The sequence below is a fragment of the Acidiferrobacter sp. SPIII_3 genome, assembly GCF_003184265.1.
Classification (GTDB): Bacteria; Pseudomonadota; Gammaproteobacteria; order Acidiferrobacterales; family Acidiferrobacteraceae; genus Acidiferrobacter.
The window spans coordinates 2,189,343-2,208,005 of the sequence record NZ_CP027663.1; the positions used below are offsets into that span (position 1 = coordinate 2,189,343).

Below are 18,663 nucleotides of genomic sequence, written 5' to 3' on the forward strand. Positions count from 1 at the left end.
GGCCCCCAGCTATGGCGCTGCCTACCTACCAGGGGCCCAGGGGGGAGAAATCACGCGTCCATTCCCGCCAATTCTTCTGTCGACAATTTGGCCCACGTACCCCATTTGGTAAAGCAAAATAAGCTCTATGTACCAAAGCCCCAGCTGTCGTATGTCATTGAGCACAAGAGTGTCGGACTTGATCAACTTGTCGACCTTGCTGCCGTGCATGATGCTATTGCGCACTTCGTTAATAGCGTGTGGTCCGTCAATCCAATTTGACTGTTTGGCCACGGCCATCAAATTGACAAGGCCGCCCGGGATGTCGGATCCGATCTTACAATGATGGAGCAGCAGGCGCAGGGTGTCTGAAAACACAAGCTTATTCTCGACATTCCGTAGCGTTGCCGGCTCTACAATAACGAGATAAAACAGTAGTTCCAGGGCTGCCTGCGCAAATACGATACCAGTGGCGGGAACGTCAGTCCTGCTGGCTTGCAGATACCATTCAAGACAAACAGCAAGCCTATCGTTCCAAGCCTCCGCAAGGGCACTAAACCCCTGCCACGCCATGGTCATATCGGGCTGAACACTATGTGGGTACTGGGGTAGCCATGAATAGCGATCGTTACAGCGATCTATCCGCGCGGAATCCCATTGACACGCCTCCTTACCGCCCACATCCGTGCCAACAAAGAGAATGGGCGCGGTCCACCGCCCTAAAGAAAATGACAAGAATAACCTGAAATCCTCCAAAACACTTTTGGAATCCGCCCAGCAAAACGGGGCACCGTCCGCCTTTTCCAGAAGCCCAGCGTGGCTGATAGCATGCCCTGCCTCCAGGCGCGCCCGGCCATGCAGGCCCTCAAAATTACTTGGATGTCCCCACTCTTCGGCTTGATCCAGTGTAATCCGCCAATCTTCGGTGAGAAATGTCAGACGCCCTGGGCACCCTTTCCCGTCTGGGTACGCGATGGGCGCGCCCATGTAGTTATGATAATTTGGCACATGGAACCGGAGTTTTGCGATCTTTGCGTCAGGCTGCCATTCGCGAATAGGACCAGTCAGAAAACCCCAGATACACAACGTTCGATTGGAATCCACAAATGACCCCACCAAGATCCCTGTACTGTCCTGGTAACCGCTTATGCGAACGTCATAGTTGCCAGGTAGCGGGTGAAAAATCTGGGTTGGATCGGGGCGCCACTCAAACCGCACTATCGGATCAGGATGCCATACCCATTTCAGCTGTCCCGTGCCGTCTACGGCACCGCTACCTCTTGCAAGTGTCATACGGCCTTCGTATAGAGGGATCTCCTCGTTCACCTTACTAGTCTGGTACTTTGGCGTAATTGCGGGCGGGCACGAGCTTTCCATTAGGATCATCCGTTTCGCTGCAATGAGAATATGGCATTTATGATCACAGTAATTTCTACGCCCAACCCCAGCCCCCGCTCGCTTGGGTAGGCCCACGAGGCAGTGCAACTTATTATGCTCATAATACCAGAGATTCCTGAACAGTCAGAAACGGCACGGGACAAGCCCATAGTATCTCAATTTCGAACCCAGCGACCCGGACAGGTGCAGGCATCGTCCTTATTATGCTCATAATACCAGAGATTCCTGAACAGTCAGAAACGGCACGGGACAAGCCCATAGTATCTCAATTTCGAACCCAGCGACCCGGACAGGTGCAGGCATCGTCACCGTGCCACCGACCAATCCCGCCGGCATTGGCGATCGAGGCGGGCCGCGGCGGAATTGCCCAGGAAGATCCCGACCTCGCGATTACGATTAAGGCTGGTCCAGGTGAAGTTTTCGGATCCCAGGAAGGCCTTGGTCCGTCCCACAATCAATTTGGCGTGCAGGTAGGGGGCGACAAGAGTGCGGACGCGCACGCCGTCCGCAGCGAGCCCTTGGGCTATGCGCCGGTCATATCGATTCAAAGTCGTTGGCAGTAGCACTCGGGCCTGCGCGCCCTTGGCCCGTAACGCATTGAGGATAGCTCGGTCTTTGCCCAGTTCCTCGGACTCGATACAGACTGCGCCCGGTTGGTGAATGGCCGCCACCAGCGCCGGTGTTGCCCCCGGCGACAGGACCAGGGTTTGGCGCGGAGCGTTTCGTGCGGGGCGATTGTGCCAATCCGCGGTGAACACGCCCTGCAGAGCGTGCGCCACGGTGGGCTGACGGGCAATATCGAGGTATTCGCGGTTCCGCCCTCCTAATGCCGACCAGGTGAGATTCGCGGTGCCAAGTTCAAAAGACGATCCGCTCACCATATATTTCGCGTGATCGAAGACATACCGCTGTGCATTGCCGGCCGAATGGCTGGTAAAGCGCGCCGACGCATAACGCACCTGCGCCCCGGTCGCCCGGAGGCTCGCCATTTCGCCGCGCGGTCGGCCGCCGTAGGGGCGTCGGTCGATCAAGATGCGGACGCGGATTCCGCGACGAACATCTTGCGCGATGGCCTGGATAATGCGCCGATCGGTGGCGAGGTAGGCGTTGATATCAAGCGTGCCGCGTGCCTGTTGGATAAAGGCGATTACGGGCCCGACGCCGGCGTGTGGTTCGATGTATAGCGTCATGAGTTGTTCTTCCGGTTTTTCTGAATATCCTTGATGGTTTTGTCCATGATGATCCCCGGCGCGGCCCCCAGGCCAAAGATGACGGCCAGAAGACCCAGGGCAAACGCCGCCTCGAAGGCATGATTGAACCCAAAGAAGGCCCAGATGATGGCAAAGGCAATAATAAAAAACATGGTCTACCCCTCCCCCTGGCGCGTACCCCAATCATCATCGGCCGCGCGTTTCAGGCGCTGGTCTTCCTGGGAAAGGCGCCGGCCCTCGGGCTCATCGCCGCGCGTGAAGGCTGCAAGGGCTGCGGCGAACAGCTCGCGGCTGTACCAACCAAGTTCGACGAAATAGGCCTCCTGCTCCTCGGTGAGGTTGCTGCGATCATCCTGCGTCATAGCGATTTACTCCCTATAGGTTATCCACCGGAATAAGTGGCGTTACGTAGTACTGCGCCCGCGGAAATTCCCAACCTCTTACGGCTCCCGCTCCTCGTCTTGCCCCTCCTCTGCTCCGTCGAGATCCTCGAGGCCTGACACTTCGGGCGCCGGTGGCCGGGCCGTAACAGCCTGGGCAGGGGCTGGCGGCCCGCTGCCCGCCGCTTCGATCGGGCCCAGGATTTTGGCGAGCAGGCCCAAACCTGGGGCTAGGTGGTCGAGCACGAGGTCTGGGATGGGATCGGCCAGACCCGCATCACGCGTGACGGCCGCCACGTTGTGCGGGGGGCGATCGGGATCGACATTGGGCGTCGTAATGGCCTGCGCTTGTGGCCCCTTTTCCGGCTTCTTCTTCGAGTGCGGCGCGCCGGGCGCAGACGCGGAGGGTTTCCCCACCTCGGGCGGGGTCTTGCCCCAGTCCGGGCGCTGGTAGTGGGGTTGAATCCAGTGCGCCTCGATGCGATCCGGGCGATGGGTTTGGAGGGCCGGAAACGGCCAATCGAGGATCGCGGCCTCGCCGCCTGCCATCAACAGCGCGCGCGGACCGCGGCCTTTGATCACCTTCAGATCCCGACCAAAGGCCGCAGGCATCAAGACGGGTTCGCGCACCCGTTGCCAGGACTGGTTGTGCTGGCCACCGTCACGGCCGGTCTGGGTCGCGACCTGATGCTGGAAGCGGTCCACTTCCCGGTCTCCCAAGAGTTTCGCGCACCACTCCTGGTCGTCGGGGGCGGTCGTCTGGCAGATGATCTTCGTGGCCGTCTGGCCTGCCCAGGTGGTGGCGGTGTCGCGCGTATAGGTCTCGCGGACCTGCGCCAGCGACTGGATCCCGAGGACCACGCGCAGGCCTTTGGATCGCGCCGTGGCCAAGGCGTCCGTAATGCTGGGGACCTTGCCGACCCGCGGGGCCTCGTCCACGATGAGCCAAATGCGGCGCTGGTCGGGCGCGGCATCGGGCATGTCCGAGACCTGGCGCACGGTCTGCTCGATCAGGCTGGAGGCGAAGGCCTGGCTCAAGGACCGCGCGGAGTCCCGAAACCCGAGAACCGCAACAGGGGGCTGGCGGCCGGCGAGCCATGAGCGCACCGACCATTCGGGGTTGGTCTTCAGATCATAGGCGGCCACGCCTAAGTTGATGACCTGCGTCAACGCCGCCGCCAGCTGCACCAAAAAGCCCATGGTGGTCCGGTTGGGCCCCTCCGCCTCGTCCCCGCCCAGCAAGGACAGCGACAGGGGATCCTCGCGGCCGATGATGGCCTTTAAAGTCGCAAAGTCGCCCAGGGCCGCGGCCGCGGCGTGCGCCAGATGCGCCATGCCCCATTTGGTCCCGTAGCGGGCTTGGAGGTCGCTCACAAGCCCGACCAGCAAGGCGCGGGAGCCCTGCGACCACATGGGATCCTTCTCGTTTTCTTTGATGAGTGTTTCCGCCAAGGCCTGGGCATCAAGCCGCGTGCGGATATCGTGTCCCACGCGCCAGCGGCCGCCGCGGGCGTCGGTGGGTGACAGCAAGGCAAAGGGCGCGGGGAGCTTTTCGGTGAAGTCGCCCTTCGAGTCAAAGATCAGCATCTGGTCGCCGCGGGCCTGCACCTGCTGGATGAGCGGCCAGAGGATCGTGGTCTTGCCGGATCCGGCGCCGCCCACAATGAGGAGATGGCGGCATTCCGCGTGTTGGTCGATGAGAATATCCGGATGAATACGAACACCCGGCGGCTCGTTTTTGTGAGGTGCCACAAGACGCGCGATGCGTTTTGGCGTGCGGTGCAGGACAAAGCCCCGGACATGGCGTTCGGCCGGCACCGTCATGAGCCACCAGAGGGCGCCGGCTAAGGCGGTGGCCCCTAGAGCGGCGGCCGCGGGTGGCCAATATCCCCGCCACCCCCAGCCATGGATGACGAGCCCCAATTGCGCGACCCACGCCCAGATCCGCCGCAAGGAGGCCGGTGGCATACCTTGTGACCACAGCATGAGTTGCAAGCCGCCGATCCAGCCGCCGAGGAAACCCACGACCGCCCCGCCGATCGTGAGCTCCAGGCGTCCATTGAAGTTGTTCGGGTCGTTGATCATGCGTTCTCCTCCTGACCTTGCCGGCCGCGTGGCTGATGGGCGCGCACCGCCTCGATCGCGGCCCAGTCCGGCCGGTTCTGCCCGCACTCCGGGCAGCACCGGGTGTGATCGTCGATCAGAACCCGGATCTGGGCCCGCTCCTGCCAGTCCGTGAGGACGGCGAGGGCCTCGCGATCGGTCATCCAGGCCGCCAGTGTCCCCAGGGCGGTGAGCGCGATCACGGACCCGTAATCGGGGATCTCATGCAAGGCGTCATAAATGACGCGGGCAAGTCCGTCGGCGTCATCGCCGGCGGCATCGATCAGGTGCCGGCAGCCTGCGATGATGATGTCCTGCCAAACGACTGCCGGGCGCTGGGGTGGAATGGTTTGCTCGGTCTTGTTCTCTGTCGCCTTCATGTGAGTGTTTCTCCTTCAATGTGCGCGTCTGCCGTAAGCGGCCGGCGCGGAAATCGGCCGGCCGCCCGTGTGGGCCTCTAGATCCCGCGCTCGCGCGCGATCCCTTCCACCAGATCCGCCCCGAATACCTGAACGCAGGCCTTCGCCATGGCGATACAAAAGGCCGCCTGCTCGGGGTTCAGGTCGTCGAGGTTGCAATGCCCGTCATGGGACTGAAGAAGCGCCAGGATGTGGCGCGGGTCGACGCCCGGGGCGACCTGGGCGAGCATGTCTGTATAGGTCTGTGCATGGTTACCTCCCGATCTCGGCCAAGGTTTTGGGGGTCCAGTACAGGTCCAGTTCGGCCCCGGCCTCCACGAGCTGGCGGATGTTGATGTACCCGATCTCGCGTTCGTGGGCGCAGGCCAGACCAAAGGCCTGCCGGGTGCCGCCCGATCGGTCCTTCTCGGTGATGTAAAAATCGAAGGCCGGCGTGAAGTAGTGCAGGTGGGCAACCGCGCGCAAGCCCAAGCCGTCCTGATCGTAGGTCTTGGGCATGGCCGCAATCCGTGCCGCCCAGTCCTGGACCAGCTGCCGGAAGTGGGCTTGCTCCTCCCCACGCTGGCACCCTCTCCAGAGCGTGTGCCACTGCCCGCGCGCCATATAGGGGGCCAGATCCTGTAGGGCCTGAAGGGTCGGGTCCACCCCCTGCGGATTGTTGAGCCCTGAACCCTCGGTTCTGGCGTCCTGCTTGCGGCTGTTCGTATTCATGTTTCGGCTCCTGTTTGTGTGGTCCTGCGTCTTGCGTCACCCGTCGCCCTCACTTCTGGCCGCGTCAGCGCGCGGGCTTACGACCGGCAAGCGCCGTGACACCCCGCTCGCTTTGGGCGGGGTGGCGCGGAGCTTGTGAGGGAGTCGCGCGCGCAAGCGGCACGGGGCGACGGGTGAGGCTGGCAGGACCACGGAGACGAGGAATGAAGAACAGCCGCGGACGCCGGGGGAAAGCCTTAAAAAAAGGGCCGCCTCAAAACGGGCGGCCCACTCAACGCGCGGCCAGGCCCGACTACGCCTGGGGTACGGGGATATCGACCAGGGCCCTGGACACCGCCGGCAACCGCCGCGGCGGGATGGGGTCGTAGTCCGGGCCCACAGGCGGATACGACGCGTAGGTCAAGGCCACGCGCATCGTGGTGTCCTCGATGCGCAGGAAGCCTTGCAGGTCGGGCAAACTCATGATTTCAGACGCCAGCACGGCGCGTTCGGTGGTGGTCTGCCACGTGGTCGAGGTGGAGTTGTTGGCGGCCGTCTGCGGCCCCGCCGTCCGTGACACCGAGACCTGTTGTCGCTCAAGCTGCCGCTCCCCGATCTCGCGGCTCATAGCTTCCGCCGTCTCGCCATCGCCCACGCGCAGGATCAAGCGCGTCTTGGGCATGGAGAGCAAGGCGGCCGCCTCGTGTTCGCCAACGCGGTGCTTTACTTGGCCGATCGCTTGCGCGGCCAGGATGACGGAAAGCCCGAACTTGCGCCCCTCGGCGAGCGCCAAACTGATCGCCGGCGACGGCAACAAGACTGGTGCCTCGTCTAAGGCGAGCCAGATCCGCCGGGTCGGATCTGGGCGCAAGGAGGTCGCCACACTCACGATTTGGTTCAAGAAGAGTTGATGAATCGGTCGCAGCGTCTCGCGCGTGCGCCCTGAGGTCAGCAAAAAAATGAATCGCCCGGCGGGATGGGCGCAGAACTCTTTCAGGGTAAGACCCTCTCCGCGCGCGGTATTGGGAAGTAAGGCCAGCGACCGCAGATAGGGCGCCATATTGCCACGCACCGAGGCGAAGGTCTTACTGCTCCCCACGAGGCCGCCGAGACCGGCTTGCGTCAAGCGCTCAATCAGTCGGTCGTTGGTCTCGCTTAAGCCCGCCATCACGAGATCGTCGATGCAGTCGGTTTGCTGGAAGAGCACCTCGAGCGTGGCTTGGGCGGCGTCACTGAAATATTGGTTATCGCCTTCGGCCGAGGGAATGATGGCCTTGGCGAGTGCCGCTTCTTCGCCGGGCAGGAGATCCGTCCAAAGCGACCACGGGGCATGGCGGGAATCGAGCGGATTGATGATGAGATCCCGCGCGGGGTCGTAAAAGAGACTGACGAACTCGCCGGTGGGATCATGGATCACGGCCCCATCCCTTGTGCGATCGCGGATGGTTTTGATGAGGGATTTAAGGGCCACGGACTTGCCCGACCCCGGAGCACCGAGCATGAGGATATGCTGTGGCTCCACGCTGCGCGGTAAAGGCACGCCCCCGAGGACGAGATCACCGGGGGCCCGATCGAGGAGTGGGGCCACGGCCCGGGCATCATGTAGGAAGGTCCCCCGCTCGTGGCGCTCGTCTTGGGGGCCACGGCCCACCAACCGTTGCGAGCGCCGATGCGCCCGACGAAACGTGATCCAGCCGGCCGCAGATAGCAGCAAGTAAACGATCATCGGCATAACATAGTGATGCTGTGCCAGCGGGGAGCCAAGGGCCGCGAGGGCAAAGAAAATGCCAAGGGCGAGGCCCCCAAAATATTTGAGCAGCCACCACCTGCCGACGGCCCGTTTGTTGTGAGCGTGGATTGCGTCTTGAATGTTCATATCTCTCTCCTGTTTGGGTTTGGACCTATCGGTCCATGTCCATGTCGTCGTCCGGCTCCCGTTCTGGCTCGGGCGCATCTTGCCGTTGCTCGCTGCGGCCGCTGTCGGCCTGCATCGCCTCGGCCTGCTCACGCATTGCCAGGACCGTGCGGGGGTCGAACTGGGCGTGCATGCTGCGGCCCTGCGGATCCTCGGCTTCGATGACTTTTAACTTTGCGATCTCGTCATGGGTGAGTGGGATCAGTGGTTCCATGCCGTACTGTGGCAACTCTGCGGCGCTCGCCGCCGGCGTCGCTTCCTGAAGCGTCGCAACCGGGACTGCCGGCATGTCTACTGGCAGGTCTTCTTCCCACTCCCCATCGAGGTCAGGGTTGTATCCCGACGCGTGCTTCTCAAATTGTTCCAGCGCCCGATCATCTTGTCGCTGTTGCTCCCGTCGCGCTTCTTCCTCGCGATGTGGGTCCGCCTCTTTGTTATTGTGGGCCGCATGGCCCATGGCGGCCGTGCGGCGCTGATCTTCCTTGCGGTTCCACAGATCGCGGGCCTTCTGGATCAAGTTTGGTATCTTCATGGGGACTCTCCTTAGATTTTGCGACGGCGGTAGACCATCGCCCTATTGAACTGCGCGCGCCCACCTTTCTGGGTCTGAAACTGCTGGCGCCGATCGTTCCAGCTCATGCCATCTGGATACTTCCGAACCTCGCCTCGACATTGCCGGCCGCATGGCCGGTGCCGAGGGGCTTGGCGGCGAACCTTGTGTGTTGCGGACATAGGAACCTCCTTGATATGTGTTCCTCATAGCGGCCTGCGCGGAAATTACCGTTACCGCTCTATCTCCCACTCGGGAGCGGATGGCGGTGTGGGCGATACGGGGGTTTGGACAGGCTCCCGCGCCTGGGCCAGGTCGCCGGCGCGACCTAAGGCCTGCGCGGCCTGCGCACGGAGCGTTTTGATGGATTGCAGGTCCGGGACGGCGGATTGTTGCGTGACTGTCACGGCGTGTTCGCGCGCGGCGGTCTGCGCCCAGGCCTTTTGGAGTTTTTCGGGGTCGTCGGTATAGATGCTGAGGGTGTCGCGTTCACGCGAGGCCGCGACATAGGCGGTCTGTGCCGTCGCCGTGCGCGCGGATTCGCCGGCGATGATGACGTGATCGACGGTGGCGCCCTGGCTTGCATGGATGGTGCGGCACCAGCCGTAATCGACGGTCTGGCCCCGGGATGGGTCCAGGGCGATCTCGTGGCCCGAGGCCAGACGGGCGATCGGGATCCCCGCCTCGATGCGGTCGATGGTGGCCGCCTCGCCGTTTCTGATGCGGTCCACGCCCTTCTGATTTTCGCGAAACACGAGGGCGTCACCGGGTGACAGTTCCATGGCGCGCGGCTGATAGACGCCGGCGGGCCTCTCGCGGGCCGGGTTCCAGTCGCGGGATTCGCCCGCGCGATTCGTTACGGTGACGGTATTCCCCTTCACCGCCCGGACTTCGTACTCGACCGAGTGCCGGTCACGGCCATGCCCTTCCTCCAGGCGCACCACCATGCCGGGCCGATAGGATTCGGCATGGGTCTGCGCTTCGCGCGTGAGTCCGGCCTTGTCGAGCGCCGTGACGGTCACGGTCTCGCGGGACACGACGCCTTGCTCCTGGAGGCCTTCGCGAATTCGCGTATTGATTTGGCGGCGCAGGGCGTTGGTGCCACTCACAACCAAAGTCTTGGCGCGGCTATCAACGTCACGTTTCAGGTAGTCGTCTGCCGCGGCCCGGGCGATGGCCGCACGCTTTTCTTGGGTTGTGGGCTTGGCGCCCTCCTTCTGCGCCTCCACTTCGTGCATGTACGGCCGCGCAAGCTGAGTCGCTTTGAACGCCTCGCCCCGGGCGAAGGCCTGCGCGATTGCGCGCAACTGCGGGTCGCGCTGGCGCTGGATCTCGTCGATGGTCGCATGCCGGATGGCCTGGGTCTCGAGCATCTGCTGGAAGGGCGAACCGGCCTCGACGGCGGCCAATTGCCGGGGGTCGCCGACCAGGAGCACCCGGGCGCCTTCGGCCTCGAGGCGCTGCAACAGCGCGTCCATGTCACGGCCTGAGACCATCCCGGCCTCGTCCAGGATATAGAGGCGTGAGACATCTGTGTCTGCGGGCTTGGAGGCCAGGAGGCTTGCGAGCGTCCGGGTGTCATGGGCGCCGGCGCCTTTGAGTTCCTGACTGGCGGCCGCCGAGGGCGCGATGCCCACGACCTCATAGCCGTGGGCCTTCGCGGCTTCCACAAATCCGGCCATGGATGTGGTCTTGCCGGCGCCGGCGGCGCCCACGATCCCCGTCACCCGATCAGGCGATGTCAGGGCCAGCGCCAGGGCCTCCCGTTGTCCGGCACTGAAGGCAAAGCCCTGGGCCCTTTCGCGCGCCGCCATGAAGGAGTCGGCCTGGTCGTCCGACATGAGCGGTGTGGCCGCCCCGGCGCCACCCCGCGCCCGGGCCAGGATCTCTTGCTCGCGGTAGAGGGCCTCAAGGGTGGTGAGCCGCCCGGCCCCCACGTCGATCAGGCCCGCGGCCTTGTCACAGAGCGCCTGGTCGATCTGATCGAGGGTTGCGCCGCCCATGCCAGCGCGTAAGGCCTCCAGGCGGGTCTGGTGTTTGGAGAACACGGAATCCCGCTCGCCCAGGTGGCGGGTGGCACTTTTCACGGCCTCCGCGGACAGGTCAAGGGGCGTGACCGTATCGCGGGCTTTGGTATGGGCCTGGGCCACGATCTCCGCGGACAGGTCAAGGGGCGTGACCGTATCGCGGGCTTTGGTATGGGCCTGGGCCACGATCCCGTCCATATCGAGACCGGCTGCGCGCAAGCGCGCCCGCCATTCCCAGCGCTGTTCCGATTGCGCGGCCTGGCTTTTGGAGCCGCGGGTGGCGAGACACGCGGCCTCCTTTTGCGCGTCGGTGGCGGTCTCTGGATCGATCCCGCGGGCCCGCAGGGCCGCGTCGATCTGTTGGGAGCGACGGGAGAACATCGAAAGGATTTCATCCGGCACCGCCGCGAATTCCCATCCATCCGGGGTGATGCGGATCGCGTAGCCCAGTTTCTGGACCTCTTGCGCAAGCCAGGCCTTCTGGGCGAAGTCCGCGGTCTTGGCGAGCACCGCGCGCTCGCCAAACGCCAAGTCCATACGGACCCACTGGCCGTCGGCCCGCTTGGTCATGTTCACCGCCAGGCAGTGGGTATGCAGATCCGGGTCCGGGATGCCGTCCACAGTCCTGGCGTCTTCGTGCCGGTAGGTCGCCAGGACCAGCCGGCCCGTCTGCTCGATCTGCGTTCCCCCATGGCCGCGGCGCGCGGTCGCGCACTCGCGCTCGATCACGCCGGCGGCGACCTTGACGGATTCGTCCCACAAGGCGACCAGCCGGGGGTCGGCGGTGGCGAGCAGGGAATAGCTCTTGCTCGCAGAGAGCGTGAGATCCGTCCCGCGGCGGGCGGCGTCCTGGCGGCCCCCGCGCGCGGAGAGATCGGTGCCGTCCGGCAGCCGGCCTTCCAAAAGCGCGATGAGTTGTGCGCGGTCCACGGCGCCTTCCAGCCCCAGGGCGGCGGCCCCCTGGCCCAGCCAGGCGCTGGGTGCGGTCTTGTTCTCGTAGTAGCCGACGGCCCGCTCCGGTTCCTTTCGGTGTTCCAGGTAGTCGGCGATGCCGGCAGCCGCCCGGCCGGATTTGAGGGGTTTGATCCTGAGCATGCGCAGTCCTCGGCAAGGGGTGTGCTCAGAGCGGCGTCCGCGGAAATAGTCGCGCGCTACCGGGTTGGTCCCCGCGCCCGCCTAAGGCGGACGCCACCGGATCGCTGCGCGCGTGGGGGCCGGGATGGGGCGGGTTCACGCCCCCTCACAACCGCCCGCAGCCGCGGGCGTTCGGGCGCGCCACCCGCTTCCCGGCGTGGTCTCCAGGGAAGAAGAGGTAAGGGGCCCAGGCACACAGACGGCGGCGAAGCCGGCCCCTGAGCGCCGCGAGGGGCACAAGCCGCAGGCTGGTGCGTATGTGTGATCTTTCAGCCCATCGCGAAGCGGTGGGCGTCTCATGCGCAGTGGTGACAAAGGCCCTGCAAAGGGGGTGCAACGATGGGGCACAAGTTCCAAAGGCCATGCAAAAGGGGCGCAAAGGGCATGCAAAGGCACTGCAACAAAAGCCCAAAACACACGACAAAGGCCATGCAAATGGGGTGCAGTCGCTGCGCACAACAACAAAAGCCATGCACACGTTGCAAAGGCCACGCAAAGGGCATGCAAAGCCCGCACGCAACCCCTCAATTTCCGCCGCCGCAGCGATAGCGGAAGCGGCAACAATTTCCGTTGCCGCAGCTATCAGTGGAGGTAACGCCCATGACCGCAAAACTGCAACAGCTCATCCGCCAAGGGCCAAACCCGGATCGGGGGCTTACAACCCTGGTCCTGGCAAACCATGGTGATATCAAACAGGCCCGACAACTGCTCTGGCCGTGGTCGCGCATCGCCGAAGCGCTCGACCTCCCGATATCCAGGGCTAGGGCGCTGTCAGCCGCCTACCGTGGGGTCGAGCGAAGACTGAAAGCTGACAAGGTCCGCGTCGGCAAGTCTGTCGCTTACCCATCCCCTACGAAGCCCGTCGCCCCCGCCGGCGTCATGCCACCCCTACCCCCGTCACCGGGGCAGCGCCCCACGGTGGTCCCTGACGATCACATGTCGGAGCTAGAAAAAATCCGGGCGAAGTTTGACAAGTGACTACGCGCTATTTCCGCGTCGACCGCTACACCCAAGGGGTCGGATCATCCGACCTCACTTAGAGAGGAAAACGAGCATGACTGAACATCTGAAGCTCCTGATCTCGCATGGCGACAAGGGCGGTACCGGCAAGTCTATGGCCGCGGCCCTGGCACTTGACCACTTATTGGCAACAGGGGCGCCCGTCCTATTGATTGAGGGCGACGCCGGGATCCCGGATCTCGCGTTGCGGTTTGACGGATCGGTGCCCGTCGAGCTCGTGAATCTGAACCGCGCCGGCGATTCCGAGACCAGCTTTAACAAGCTCGGCAACATCCTGGAAGCGGCGGCTGACGCGGGCCAGCATGTCGTGATCAATATGCCGGCCGGTGCCGGCGACACGATCGACGAACTGGCGCCGGTTTTGGCGGATGTCGTGGGCGCCGTGGGATACGAGTTAGTGGTGACCTTCAGTATTGGTCCGCACAGCACGTCGACCGATGCCTTGGTGAAGTCGTTGCAGCGGGGGCTCCTGTCTGTTGTGGATCCCGCTCGTCGCTCCGTCCTCTTCCCGCTCTTTTTGGGCATCGCCGAGCAATTCAATTGGAGTAAATCGCCCAAACGTGCCGATTTTATAAACGCGGGCGGCAAAGAGTCCTCCATCCCGGCCTTACGCCCCGATGACCTGAGAGACAAGGTCTTGGCGACACCAGGGGCGTTTTCCCTCCTGGCGGAGGATAAGGCCGCTCTCACGATCACCGAGCGTGCCCTATTTCGGCGGTGGTTGGCTCTCGCCCATACGGCGATCGCCTCAGTCGTTTAACCCCAAGGCCGGGGTGCATTGCGGGCCGCATGGCCCAGACCCCCGGCCCTTCTTACCGAGGAACGAACTATGAGTAACGAGCAGACAAACGCCAACGCCCGCGACGCGGCCTTGGAATCCCTACCCCCCAAGCTGCGCGAGGCGCTGTTGCGCAAGGCTTCCGACTTAGGTGTACACCGCGCTGACGACGTGGTCTGGGCGCTCGTCGCCTCGGTCATCGATGCGGCGGCTGCTGCGCAGGTAGCAGGACAACACGTAAAAACATTGGCAGAAGAAACGGGGAAAGTGCCGGATTTGATCTACCAAGGGACGATGCGTGCCGGCAATGATCTCAAGGCAGGCGTAGCCCAGGCCCTCGAGGACAAGACCGTGGAAGCCGGCCAGGCCCTGGTCGGCGCCATCGCCCATGCAGCGGGCAAGGGCGCCGCCGACCTCCAGAAGGCCGCCGCCGGCCTCGATCGTATGGGGGCCGAGAAGGCGGCCGCCTTCGTCGAGCAGTGGAAGGCCCATCTCGCCTGTGCCCTCAAGGAACAGGCCAAGGCAAGCTTGGCCTGGAAACTGGCCCAAGGCTGGGGTGTCGTGGTCGTCTCGCTGGCGGGGATGTTCGTTTTTGGGATGCTGACCATGACGGGGATTGGGATCCTGTCCCATAGGGCCATCTTGTCATCAGAAGTGACATACCACCGCGCGACCGCCGGCAACCCCCCGCAACTCAATTTCGTGGGGCCGCTCTACCGGGCAGCGTCATGCCCGCCTGGGGAGTCGTGCGTAATGGTTCCAAGTTCTGGTAACTGACGCCAAGCATCGACCGGGTTTTTGTTTATGGCCCGGACGCTCTAATGAACTAACGTCGTCGCGGTTACGATGGCGAGTATAATATTGGTTATTATCAACGCACATGTAACCCTGTTCTGCTTTGTATTAGAGCGCCACATCAATTCAGTTTTGGCAACATCGATTTTTCGGCTGACTTCATCAGATCCTATGGTGACGGAATTGCAGATTGCCGCACGCCCACTGTCCTGTGATATCAGGTATTTCAGATCAGCATCGGTTAAAGCACTAACACCCTCAGCCCATCCCATTTTCTGTAAACACTGACAAAAACGATCCATAACCGCCTCGCTATCCACAACGCTATGGCGTCGCGTTCCCATATACCTCCCTCAGGCCCCGTCGCGGATCTCGCTCAAGAGATCCGGGTGATGGTCCAAGACCTTCAAGAGTTTCACCAGCGCCAAGGACGGCTTGGTCTTGCCGTTCTCGTAACGCGAAAAGGCGTTGACTCCACCCCCGAATATCTCCGCCGCCTGCCGTTGATCCAGGTCGAGTTTCTTACGAACCCTGGCAATGTAGTCGGGATCGACATAGGCTGCGTTGACCTGGCGCTGGAACTGTCCGAGCAATTCGCTGTAACGGTCGCCGTGCTCGCGGTTTAAGACGATTTCGCCGCAGGCCGGACAAAATTCGCCCGTTACCGCCACAAGGGTGGTGGTTTCGCCCTTGTAGGTGTAGGGGATATCGCGCGTGTCGGGGATCAATTCCGCCGCGCCACAGCAAGGACACTTCATGGTCATAGCTCCTTAAAAGACACGATCAGCACGTCCTCGATCACCGTGAGCTTCAGGTACACGTCTGCTTGGTTGGTCCGGGCGTGGTACACGTCTTGCCAGACGCGATGATCGGCGTGTGTGGTCATGCTCTTCTGAAAGTGGGCGGGCGACAGCGCCATCACAACCGCGCACATCCCCGCCAGATCAAAAACCCCGACCCCTCGCGCCCCCTGGAAGGCGCTGGCCGTGGCCCGCACCTGCCCCGCCTCTACCAAGGCCTTCACCACGGAGAGCGGACAGTGAGGAACGCGTTTCTCCATGACCGTATAATAACCTAATCCGCATTTTTGGCAAGTCGGTTATTAGCCATGCATCTCGACCACCTTGGCACTCAACCGTATAGAATACCCACCCTGCAGGGCCGAGGTGGTCATTACGCTATGTGTCTCATAAGACACACTCGACCGTAATGTGCCCCGTGGGAGACACCAGACCGTCTCCCCTCTTTTCCTGATTCGATTTTTGCAGGTTCAAGTAGGCGCGAATGTTCCCCGTGGGAAACAATATAACTTTTGTTGGTGATAGGGGCGTGCAGAAAAAGCGGGGGGCGTTTCTGGGGAGATGACGGCGTGGCGGTTATGGCCCGGCGCGTTGGGCGCCTGGGGCCTCTTGCGCCCGCCGCCCTTGCTCGATCAGAAGCGCAAGCAGCACAGCGCCGGGAACCCCGGCCGCGTCGGCCGCACGGCACGCAGCCATGGCGTCGTTGCCGTGCTCCTTGAGAAGGTCGGACGTGATCTGGCAGAGAGTCCTGGCGGCATCGATGAGCGTCAGTCCGTGGCGCAGGGCATAGGCCTGCGCCTCCTCGAGGCAGGAATCGATGGTGGTGTTGCTGACCCGCCCACCCCCATGGTTATAGATATAGTCAGAGATCCCTTTCCGTGTCCGCTCTTCTCCAAGATCCACGATCGCCTCCATTGCCAACCTGCGTGTGCTGGCCTTGCGATGTGCGCGCCCCGACCCCTCCAGCCGCATTTCATCGACATGGAGCCCAAATCCGAGGATCGGCAGGAACCCGTAAATCTCGACCTCCACGGGGGCTGTCGCCCACACGGCCCGCAGTCGCCCAATCGCCTGCGCGACCTCGGCGTTCAGCTCGCGCAGGAGCCAAGAGCGCGCCTCTGGGACGGCGGGCAGGGCAGCGGCTGGGAACATCTCCCAGCCGTCCGTGGCGACCCAGTCGCGGACGCGCTCGCCGTTCCAATCCGGAAGATCGATGCCGCGGGCGGCCATGGCCGCCCTGTGGGTCTTGTAGCCGACGATCTGGTCGTTGGCGTTCATGAGGGGTAGGCCCCACAGGATTAGGCGCTTCTTGCCTTTCCAGTCGTTGTGGCCTTTGTGTGTGCCCCAGTGCCGCACGCGCTCGTCTTTCATGAGCGCCGCCTGGGTCTTGTGGGTGATCGCGACCACATCGGGGTCGTCGCCCATGGCCGCCTGGAGGTCCTGGGCCTCCTTCGTCATCTTCTCCCGTCCTGTGCGCGAGCGGCCCGAGTCGCCTTTGCCGTGCAAGCGGGGTCCGTATTGAACAACCTTTAGGTGTGGCTGCCCCGCGCGCAGATCGATCACCAGTCCCCCGGCGGCCTGGATCTCATCGACGTGAGTGCAGGTAGCATCCAAGAGGATGCCGCCCTTAGTGAGATACCGGGTCCAAAGATCCGTTGGGTTGGTGCCAATAATATCGACACCTTTTTTATGAACGCGAACCCAGGCCGTACCGGCCTCGATCGCCTTTGCCAGGGACTTGATCCAAGCCAGCGGAACGATGCGGTCTTGACCAAAGACGCCGACCACCTTCTCAAGCGCGGTCGCGTCCAGCACCCGGGCGGCGGGCGGGATCTTCTGTCCGAGCCGCACGAAATCGGCGTGCTCGATTTTGTCGATCGGGTGGAGCCCCATGCCCTTGCCCGCGCCGGCCACCAGGGCCGCAGCGAGCTTGTCCAGCGCTGGGGCAATCTCGTGGCCCCAGGCCAGCGCTTTGGAGTAATCCTCCTCCGTGAACCGGGCCTCGCCCTCGTCCCTTTCCCGGCGCTTCTGTTTCTGGAGATTCTTGGCGCGCAGCTCATCGACGTGTTGGTCGATCGCGCCAGCCGCCACCCGTGCGGCACTCACGTCCGCTCCAGTGACCGTGGTCGTGGCGAAGGTGGGCACGCCCTCATCGATCACCATCAGGTCCCGGTCCTTAAAATCGTCTCGGGGGTCAGTGGCGAATTTCATCAGCGTCGATTCCCGTCCGATGATGCCGTGTTGCCCAAAAATTCCGCGCACGCTCGGAGCCTCGCTCAGGTTCTTTTGAAACTGGCACCGCTCGTCCTGGTCGTCGCCCTCTGGCTTTTGTCCGTACTGGCACGATTGGCAGGCGTGCTGGTGGGGGCTGCGACCGCGCTCCATGAGCGCCTGTGTCACCTCAGGTAGCATGCAAAGCCCGGGCGTCTGGCGACCATCCCAATTCATCACCCGGCCGCAGTTGGCTTCGTCCGCGACCGCCCAGGCCACGCCGGCCAGGTCCTTTGTTGGCGAGGCCCACAGGAAATTGAGGCGGCGCATGCGGTCGCGTTCCTCGACCTGTGCGGACAGCAGCGCCTTGAGGGTGTGGTGCGTCTTGCCGGCCCCGGTCGTGGTGGAGATCAGGACGGGCCGGCCCGCGCGCGCCGCCTCGATGGCCGAGGGCAGCGCCGCCCGAAGCCGATCCTGCGTCTCCTGAAGGGTCGGCAGCTTCTCTATAGTCGCGCGCGGGATCTCGCGCCATTGCGTGAAGGGTAATACCGCACCCTTAACGGCGCCGGGGCCATCTTCCGGTTGAGGCAGGTCCGGGGTCACCGCGACCTGCTCTATCATTGCTTTGGTCGCCTCGTCACCGAGGCCATCGACGCCCGCGTATCCAACGCGCACATCGAGCCAATCTTCGCCCTTTTTCTGGCCCTCGACCCGCCGACCCTCTGGCGGGATAGCGATGCGGATCCTGGCATTGGGGCACACCAGGAGGATCTGTCGCGCGCATTCCTGCGCGGACTTCATGCCCCCACGGTCGCCAAGGATTAAGATTTCATGACCAGCCTCGACTAGCTCCCGGATCCGAGCGACTGGCGGGCGCTCCATGCCGCCCATAGTGAAGGTCGAGATGACAGGGGCGCCGGGGTAGAGTTCCGCGCCGCAGGCCGCGGAGAGTTGCCCTTCGGCGATGGCCGCCATGGTGGCGCCGGGGGCGGCGGGCGCGCCGCCAGTCCATCGGTTGTATTCAATGTAAGCCGTCTGGCCAGAGAAAAACTGTGGCCCGAGGCCGCGCTTGTTGCTTCCATCAGTCCAGGCGCGCTTATCCCACTCGCGATGAATCGTAGTGATCTCACCAGTGCGGGGATCACGGCGGCCGTACACCAGGCAGGGCATCCCGCAGGATCGGCCTGCACGCGCCACCTGCATAATGGTTTCCATCCGCAGTCCGCGGTGCCGGATGTAGTCCCGCATGGCGG

At 63.3% G+C, this 18,663-nt stretch carries 17 protein-coding genes; 3 read left to right on the forward strand and 14 right to left on the reverse strand.

Features of this window, described 5'->3' with window-relative positions:
- Positions 1 to 21: 21 nt before the first annotated feature.
- From C4901_RS17315 to mobF, 11 genes are all read right to left on the reverse strand, one after another.
- A complete protein-coding gene (locus C4901_RS17315) occupies positions 22 to 1,305 on the reverse strand; it encodes a hypothetical protein (protein WP_145960701.1) in 1,284 nt (427 codons plus the stop codon).
- A gap of 377 nt (positions 1,306 to 1,682) precedes the next feature.
- Positions 1,683 to 2,567 carry a phosphatidylserine/phosphatidylglycerophosphate/cardiolipin synthase family protein gene (locus C4901_RS11035; RefSeq protein ID WP_110137372.1) on the reverse strand — a complete coding sequence of 295 codons (885 nt, stop codon included), beginning with the start codon at positions 2,565 to 2,567 and terminating at the stop codon, positions 1,683 to 1,685.
- Positions 2,564 to 2,740, reverse strand: a complete 177-nt coding sequence (locus C4901_RS17725; RefSeq protein ID WP_168185688.1) for a hypothetical protein — start codon at positions 2,738 to 2,740, stop codon at positions 2,564 to 2,566. The genes C4901_RS11035 and C4901_RS17725 overlap by 4 nt, the downstream gene beginning before the upstream one ends.
- A 3-nt stretch (positions 2,741 to 2,743) precedes the next feature.
- Positions 2,744 to 2,950: a hypothetical protein gene (locus tag C4901_RS11040; RefSeq protein WP_110137373.1), complete on the reverse strand. Its 207-nt coding sequence runs from the start codon at positions 2,948 to 2,950 to the stop codon at positions 2,744 to 2,746.
- Between the two features lie 78 nt (positions 2,951 to 3,028).
- Positions 3,029 to 5,053 (reverse strand): type IV secretory system conjugative DNA transfer family protein, encoded by a 2,025-nt coding sequence (locus C4901_RS11045; protein ID WP_110137374.1) that lies wholly within the window; start codon positions 5,051 to 5,053, stop codon positions 3,029 to 3,031.
- Positions 5,050 to 5,451: a hypothetical protein gene (locus tag C4901_RS11050; protein ID WP_110137375.1), complete on the reverse strand. Its 402-nt coding sequence runs from the start codon at positions 5,449 to 5,451 to the stop codon at positions 5,050 to 5,052. The genes C4901_RS11045 and C4901_RS11050 overlap by 4 nt, the downstream gene beginning before the upstream one ends.
- Positions 5,452 to 5,528: 77 nt before the next feature.
- Positions 5,529 to 5,720, reverse strand: coding sequence for a hypothetical protein (locus C4901_RS11055; RefSeq protein WP_110137376.1), 192 nt, complete (start codon positions 5,718 to 5,720; stop codon positions 5,529 to 5,531).
- A gap of 22 nt (positions 5,721 to 5,742) precedes the next feature.
- Positions 5,743 to 6,201 carry a hypothetical protein gene (locus tag C4901_RS11060; protein ID WP_110137377.1) on the reverse strand — a complete coding sequence of 153 codons (459 nt, stop codon included), beginning with the start codon at positions 6,199 to 6,201 and terminating at the stop codon, positions 5,743 to 5,745.
- A gap of 292 nt (positions 6,202 to 6,493) precedes the next feature.
- Positions 6,494 to 8,056 carry a type IV secretion system DNA-binding domain-containing protein gene (locus tag C4901_RS11065; protein ID WP_168185689.1) on the reverse strand — a complete coding sequence of 521 codons (1,563 nt, stop codon included), beginning with the start codon at positions 8,054 to 8,056 and terminating at the stop codon, positions 6,494 to 6,496.
- A gap of 25 nt (positions 8,057 to 8,081) precedes the next feature.
- Positions 8,082 to 8,627 carry a hypothetical protein gene (locus tag C4901_RS11070; protein ID WP_110137379.1) on the reverse strand — a complete coding sequence of 182 codons (546 nt, stop codon included), beginning with the start codon at positions 8,625 to 8,627 and terminating at the stop codon, positions 8,082 to 8,084.
- Between the two features lie 251 nt (positions 8,628 to 8,878).
- Positions 8,879 to 11,767 (reverse strand): MobF family relaxase, encoded by a 2,889-nt coding sequence (gene mobF / locus C4901_RS11075; RefSeq protein ID WP_110137380.1) that lies wholly within the window; start codon positions 11,765 to 11,767, stop codon positions 8,879 to 8,881.
- A 639-nt stretch (positions 11,768 to 12,406) separates the two neighbouring features.
- Here mobF and C4901_RS11080 point away from each other — a divergent pair.
- The 3 genes from C4901_RS11080 to C4901_RS11090 all read left to right on the forward strand — a co-directional run bounded on the left by C4901_RS11080 (position 12,407) and on the right by C4901_RS11090 (position 14,381).
- Positions 12,407 to 12,784, forward strand: a complete 378-nt coding sequence (locus C4901_RS11080) for a hypothetical protein (protein WP_110137381.1) — start codon at positions 12,407 to 12,409, stop codon at positions 12,782 to 12,784.
- Between the two features lie 76 nt (positions 12,785 to 12,860).
- A complete protein-coding gene (locus tag C4901_RS11085; RefSeq protein WP_110137382.1) occupies positions 12,861 to 13,586 on the forward strand; it encodes a hypothetical protein in 726 nt (241 codons plus the stop codon).
- 69 nt (positions 13,587 to 13,655) lie between these two features.
- Positions 13,656 to 14,381, forward strand: coding sequence for a hypothetical protein (locus C4901_RS11090; RefSeq protein ID WP_110137383.1), 726 nt, complete (start codon positions 13,656 to 13,658; stop codon positions 14,379 to 14,381).
- A gap of 371 nt (positions 14,382 to 14,752) precedes the next feature.
- Here C4901_RS11090 and C4901_RS11095 read toward each other — a convergent pair whose 3' ends face one another.
- The 3 genes from C4901_RS11095 to C4901_RS11105 all read right to left on the reverse strand — a co-directional run bounded on the left by C4901_RS11095 (position 14,753) and on the right by C4901_RS11105 (position 18,385).
- Positions 14,753 to 15,157, reverse strand: coding sequence for a type II toxin-antitoxin system MqsA family antitoxin (locus C4901_RS11095; protein ID WP_110137384.1), 405 nt, complete (start codon positions 15,155 to 15,157; stop codon positions 14,753 to 14,755).
- Positions 15,158 to 15,159: 2 nt separating this feature from the next.
- Entirely contained in the window at positions 15,160 to 15,459 is a 300-nt protein-coding gene (locus C4901_RS11100) for a type II toxin-antitoxin system MqsR family toxin (protein ID WP_110137385.1), read from the reverse strand.
- A gap of 316 nt (positions 15,460 to 15,775) precedes the next feature.
- Positions 15,776 to 18,385, reverse strand: a complete 2,610-nt coding sequence (locus C4901_RS11105; RefSeq protein WP_145960702.1) for a hypothetical protein — start codon at positions 18,383 to 18,385, stop codon at positions 15,776 to 15,778.
- Positions 18,386 to 18,663 lie beyond the last annotated feature (278 nt).

What these genes read in the sequence shown, in the direction of transcription:
- C4901_RS11080 (WP_110137381.1), top strand. Translation starts at nt 12,407, where the DNA reads ATGACCGCAAAACTGCAACAGCTCATCCGCCAAGGGCCAAACCCGGAT.
- C4901_RS11100 (WP_110137385.1), bottom strand. Translation starts at nt 15,459, where the DNA reads ATGGAGAAACGCGTTCCTCACTGTCCGCTCTCCGTGGTGAAGGCCTTG.
- C4901_RS11085 (WP_110137382.1), top strand. Translation starts at nt 12,861, where the DNA reads ATGACTGAACATCTGAAGCTCCTGATCTCGCATGGCGACAAGGGCGGT.
- C4901_RS11090 (WP_110137383.1), top strand. Translation starts at nt 13,656, where the DNA reads ATGAGTAACGAGCAGACAAACGCCAACGCCCGCGACGCGGCCTTGGAA.
- C4901_RS11035 (WP_110137372.1), bottom strand. Translation starts at nt 2,567, where the DNA reads ATGACGCTATACATCGAACCACACGCCGGCGTCGGGCCCGTAATCGCC.
- C4901_RS11105 (WP_145960702.1), bottom strand. Translation starts at nt 18,385, where the DNA reads ATGGCGGCCATCGCCGAAGGGCAACTCTCCGCGGCCTGCGGCGCGGAA.
- C4901_RS11040 (WP_110137373.1), bottom strand. Translation starts at nt 2,950, where the DNA reads ATGACGCAGGATGATCGCAGCAACCTCACCGAGGAGCAGGAGGCCTAT.
- C4901_RS11050 (WP_110137375.1), bottom strand. Translation starts at nt 5,451, where the DNA reads ATGAAGGCGACAGAGAACAAGACCGAGCAAACCATTCCACCCCAGCGC.
- C4901_RS17725 (WP_168185688.1), bottom strand. Translation starts at nt 2,740, where the DNA reads ATGTTTTTTATTATTGCCTTTGCCATCATCTGGGCCTTCTTTGGGTTC.
- mobF (WP_110137380.1), bottom strand. Translation starts at nt 11,767, where the DNA reads ATGCTCAGGATCAAACCCCTCAAATCCGGCCGGGCGGCTGCCGGCATC.
- C4901_RS11045 (WP_110137374.1), bottom strand. Translation starts at nt 5,053, where the DNA reads ATGATCAACGACCCGAACAACTTCAATGGACGCCTGGAGCTCACGATC.
- C4901_RS11055 (WP_110137376.1), bottom strand. Translation starts at nt 5,720, where the DNA reads ATGCTCGCCCAGGTCGCCCCGGGCGTCGACCCGCGCCACATCCTGGCG.
- C4901_RS11095 (WP_110137384.1), bottom strand. Translation starts at nt 15,157, where the DNA reads ATGAAGTGTCCTTGCTGTGGCGCGGCGGAATTGATCCCCGACACGCGC.
- C4901_RS11065 (WP_168185689.1), bottom strand. Translation starts at nt 8,056, where the DNA reads ATGAACATTCAAGACGCAATCCACGCTCACAACAAACGGGCCGTCGGC.
- C4901_RS11070 (WP_110137379.1), bottom strand. Translation starts at nt 8,627, where the DNA reads ATGAAGATACCAAACTTGATCCAGAAGGCCCGCGATCTGTGGAACCGC.
- C4901_RS11060 (WP_110137377.1), bottom strand. Translation starts at nt 6,201, where the DNA reads ATGAATACGAACAGCCGCAAGCAGGACGCCAGAACCGAGGGTTCAGGG.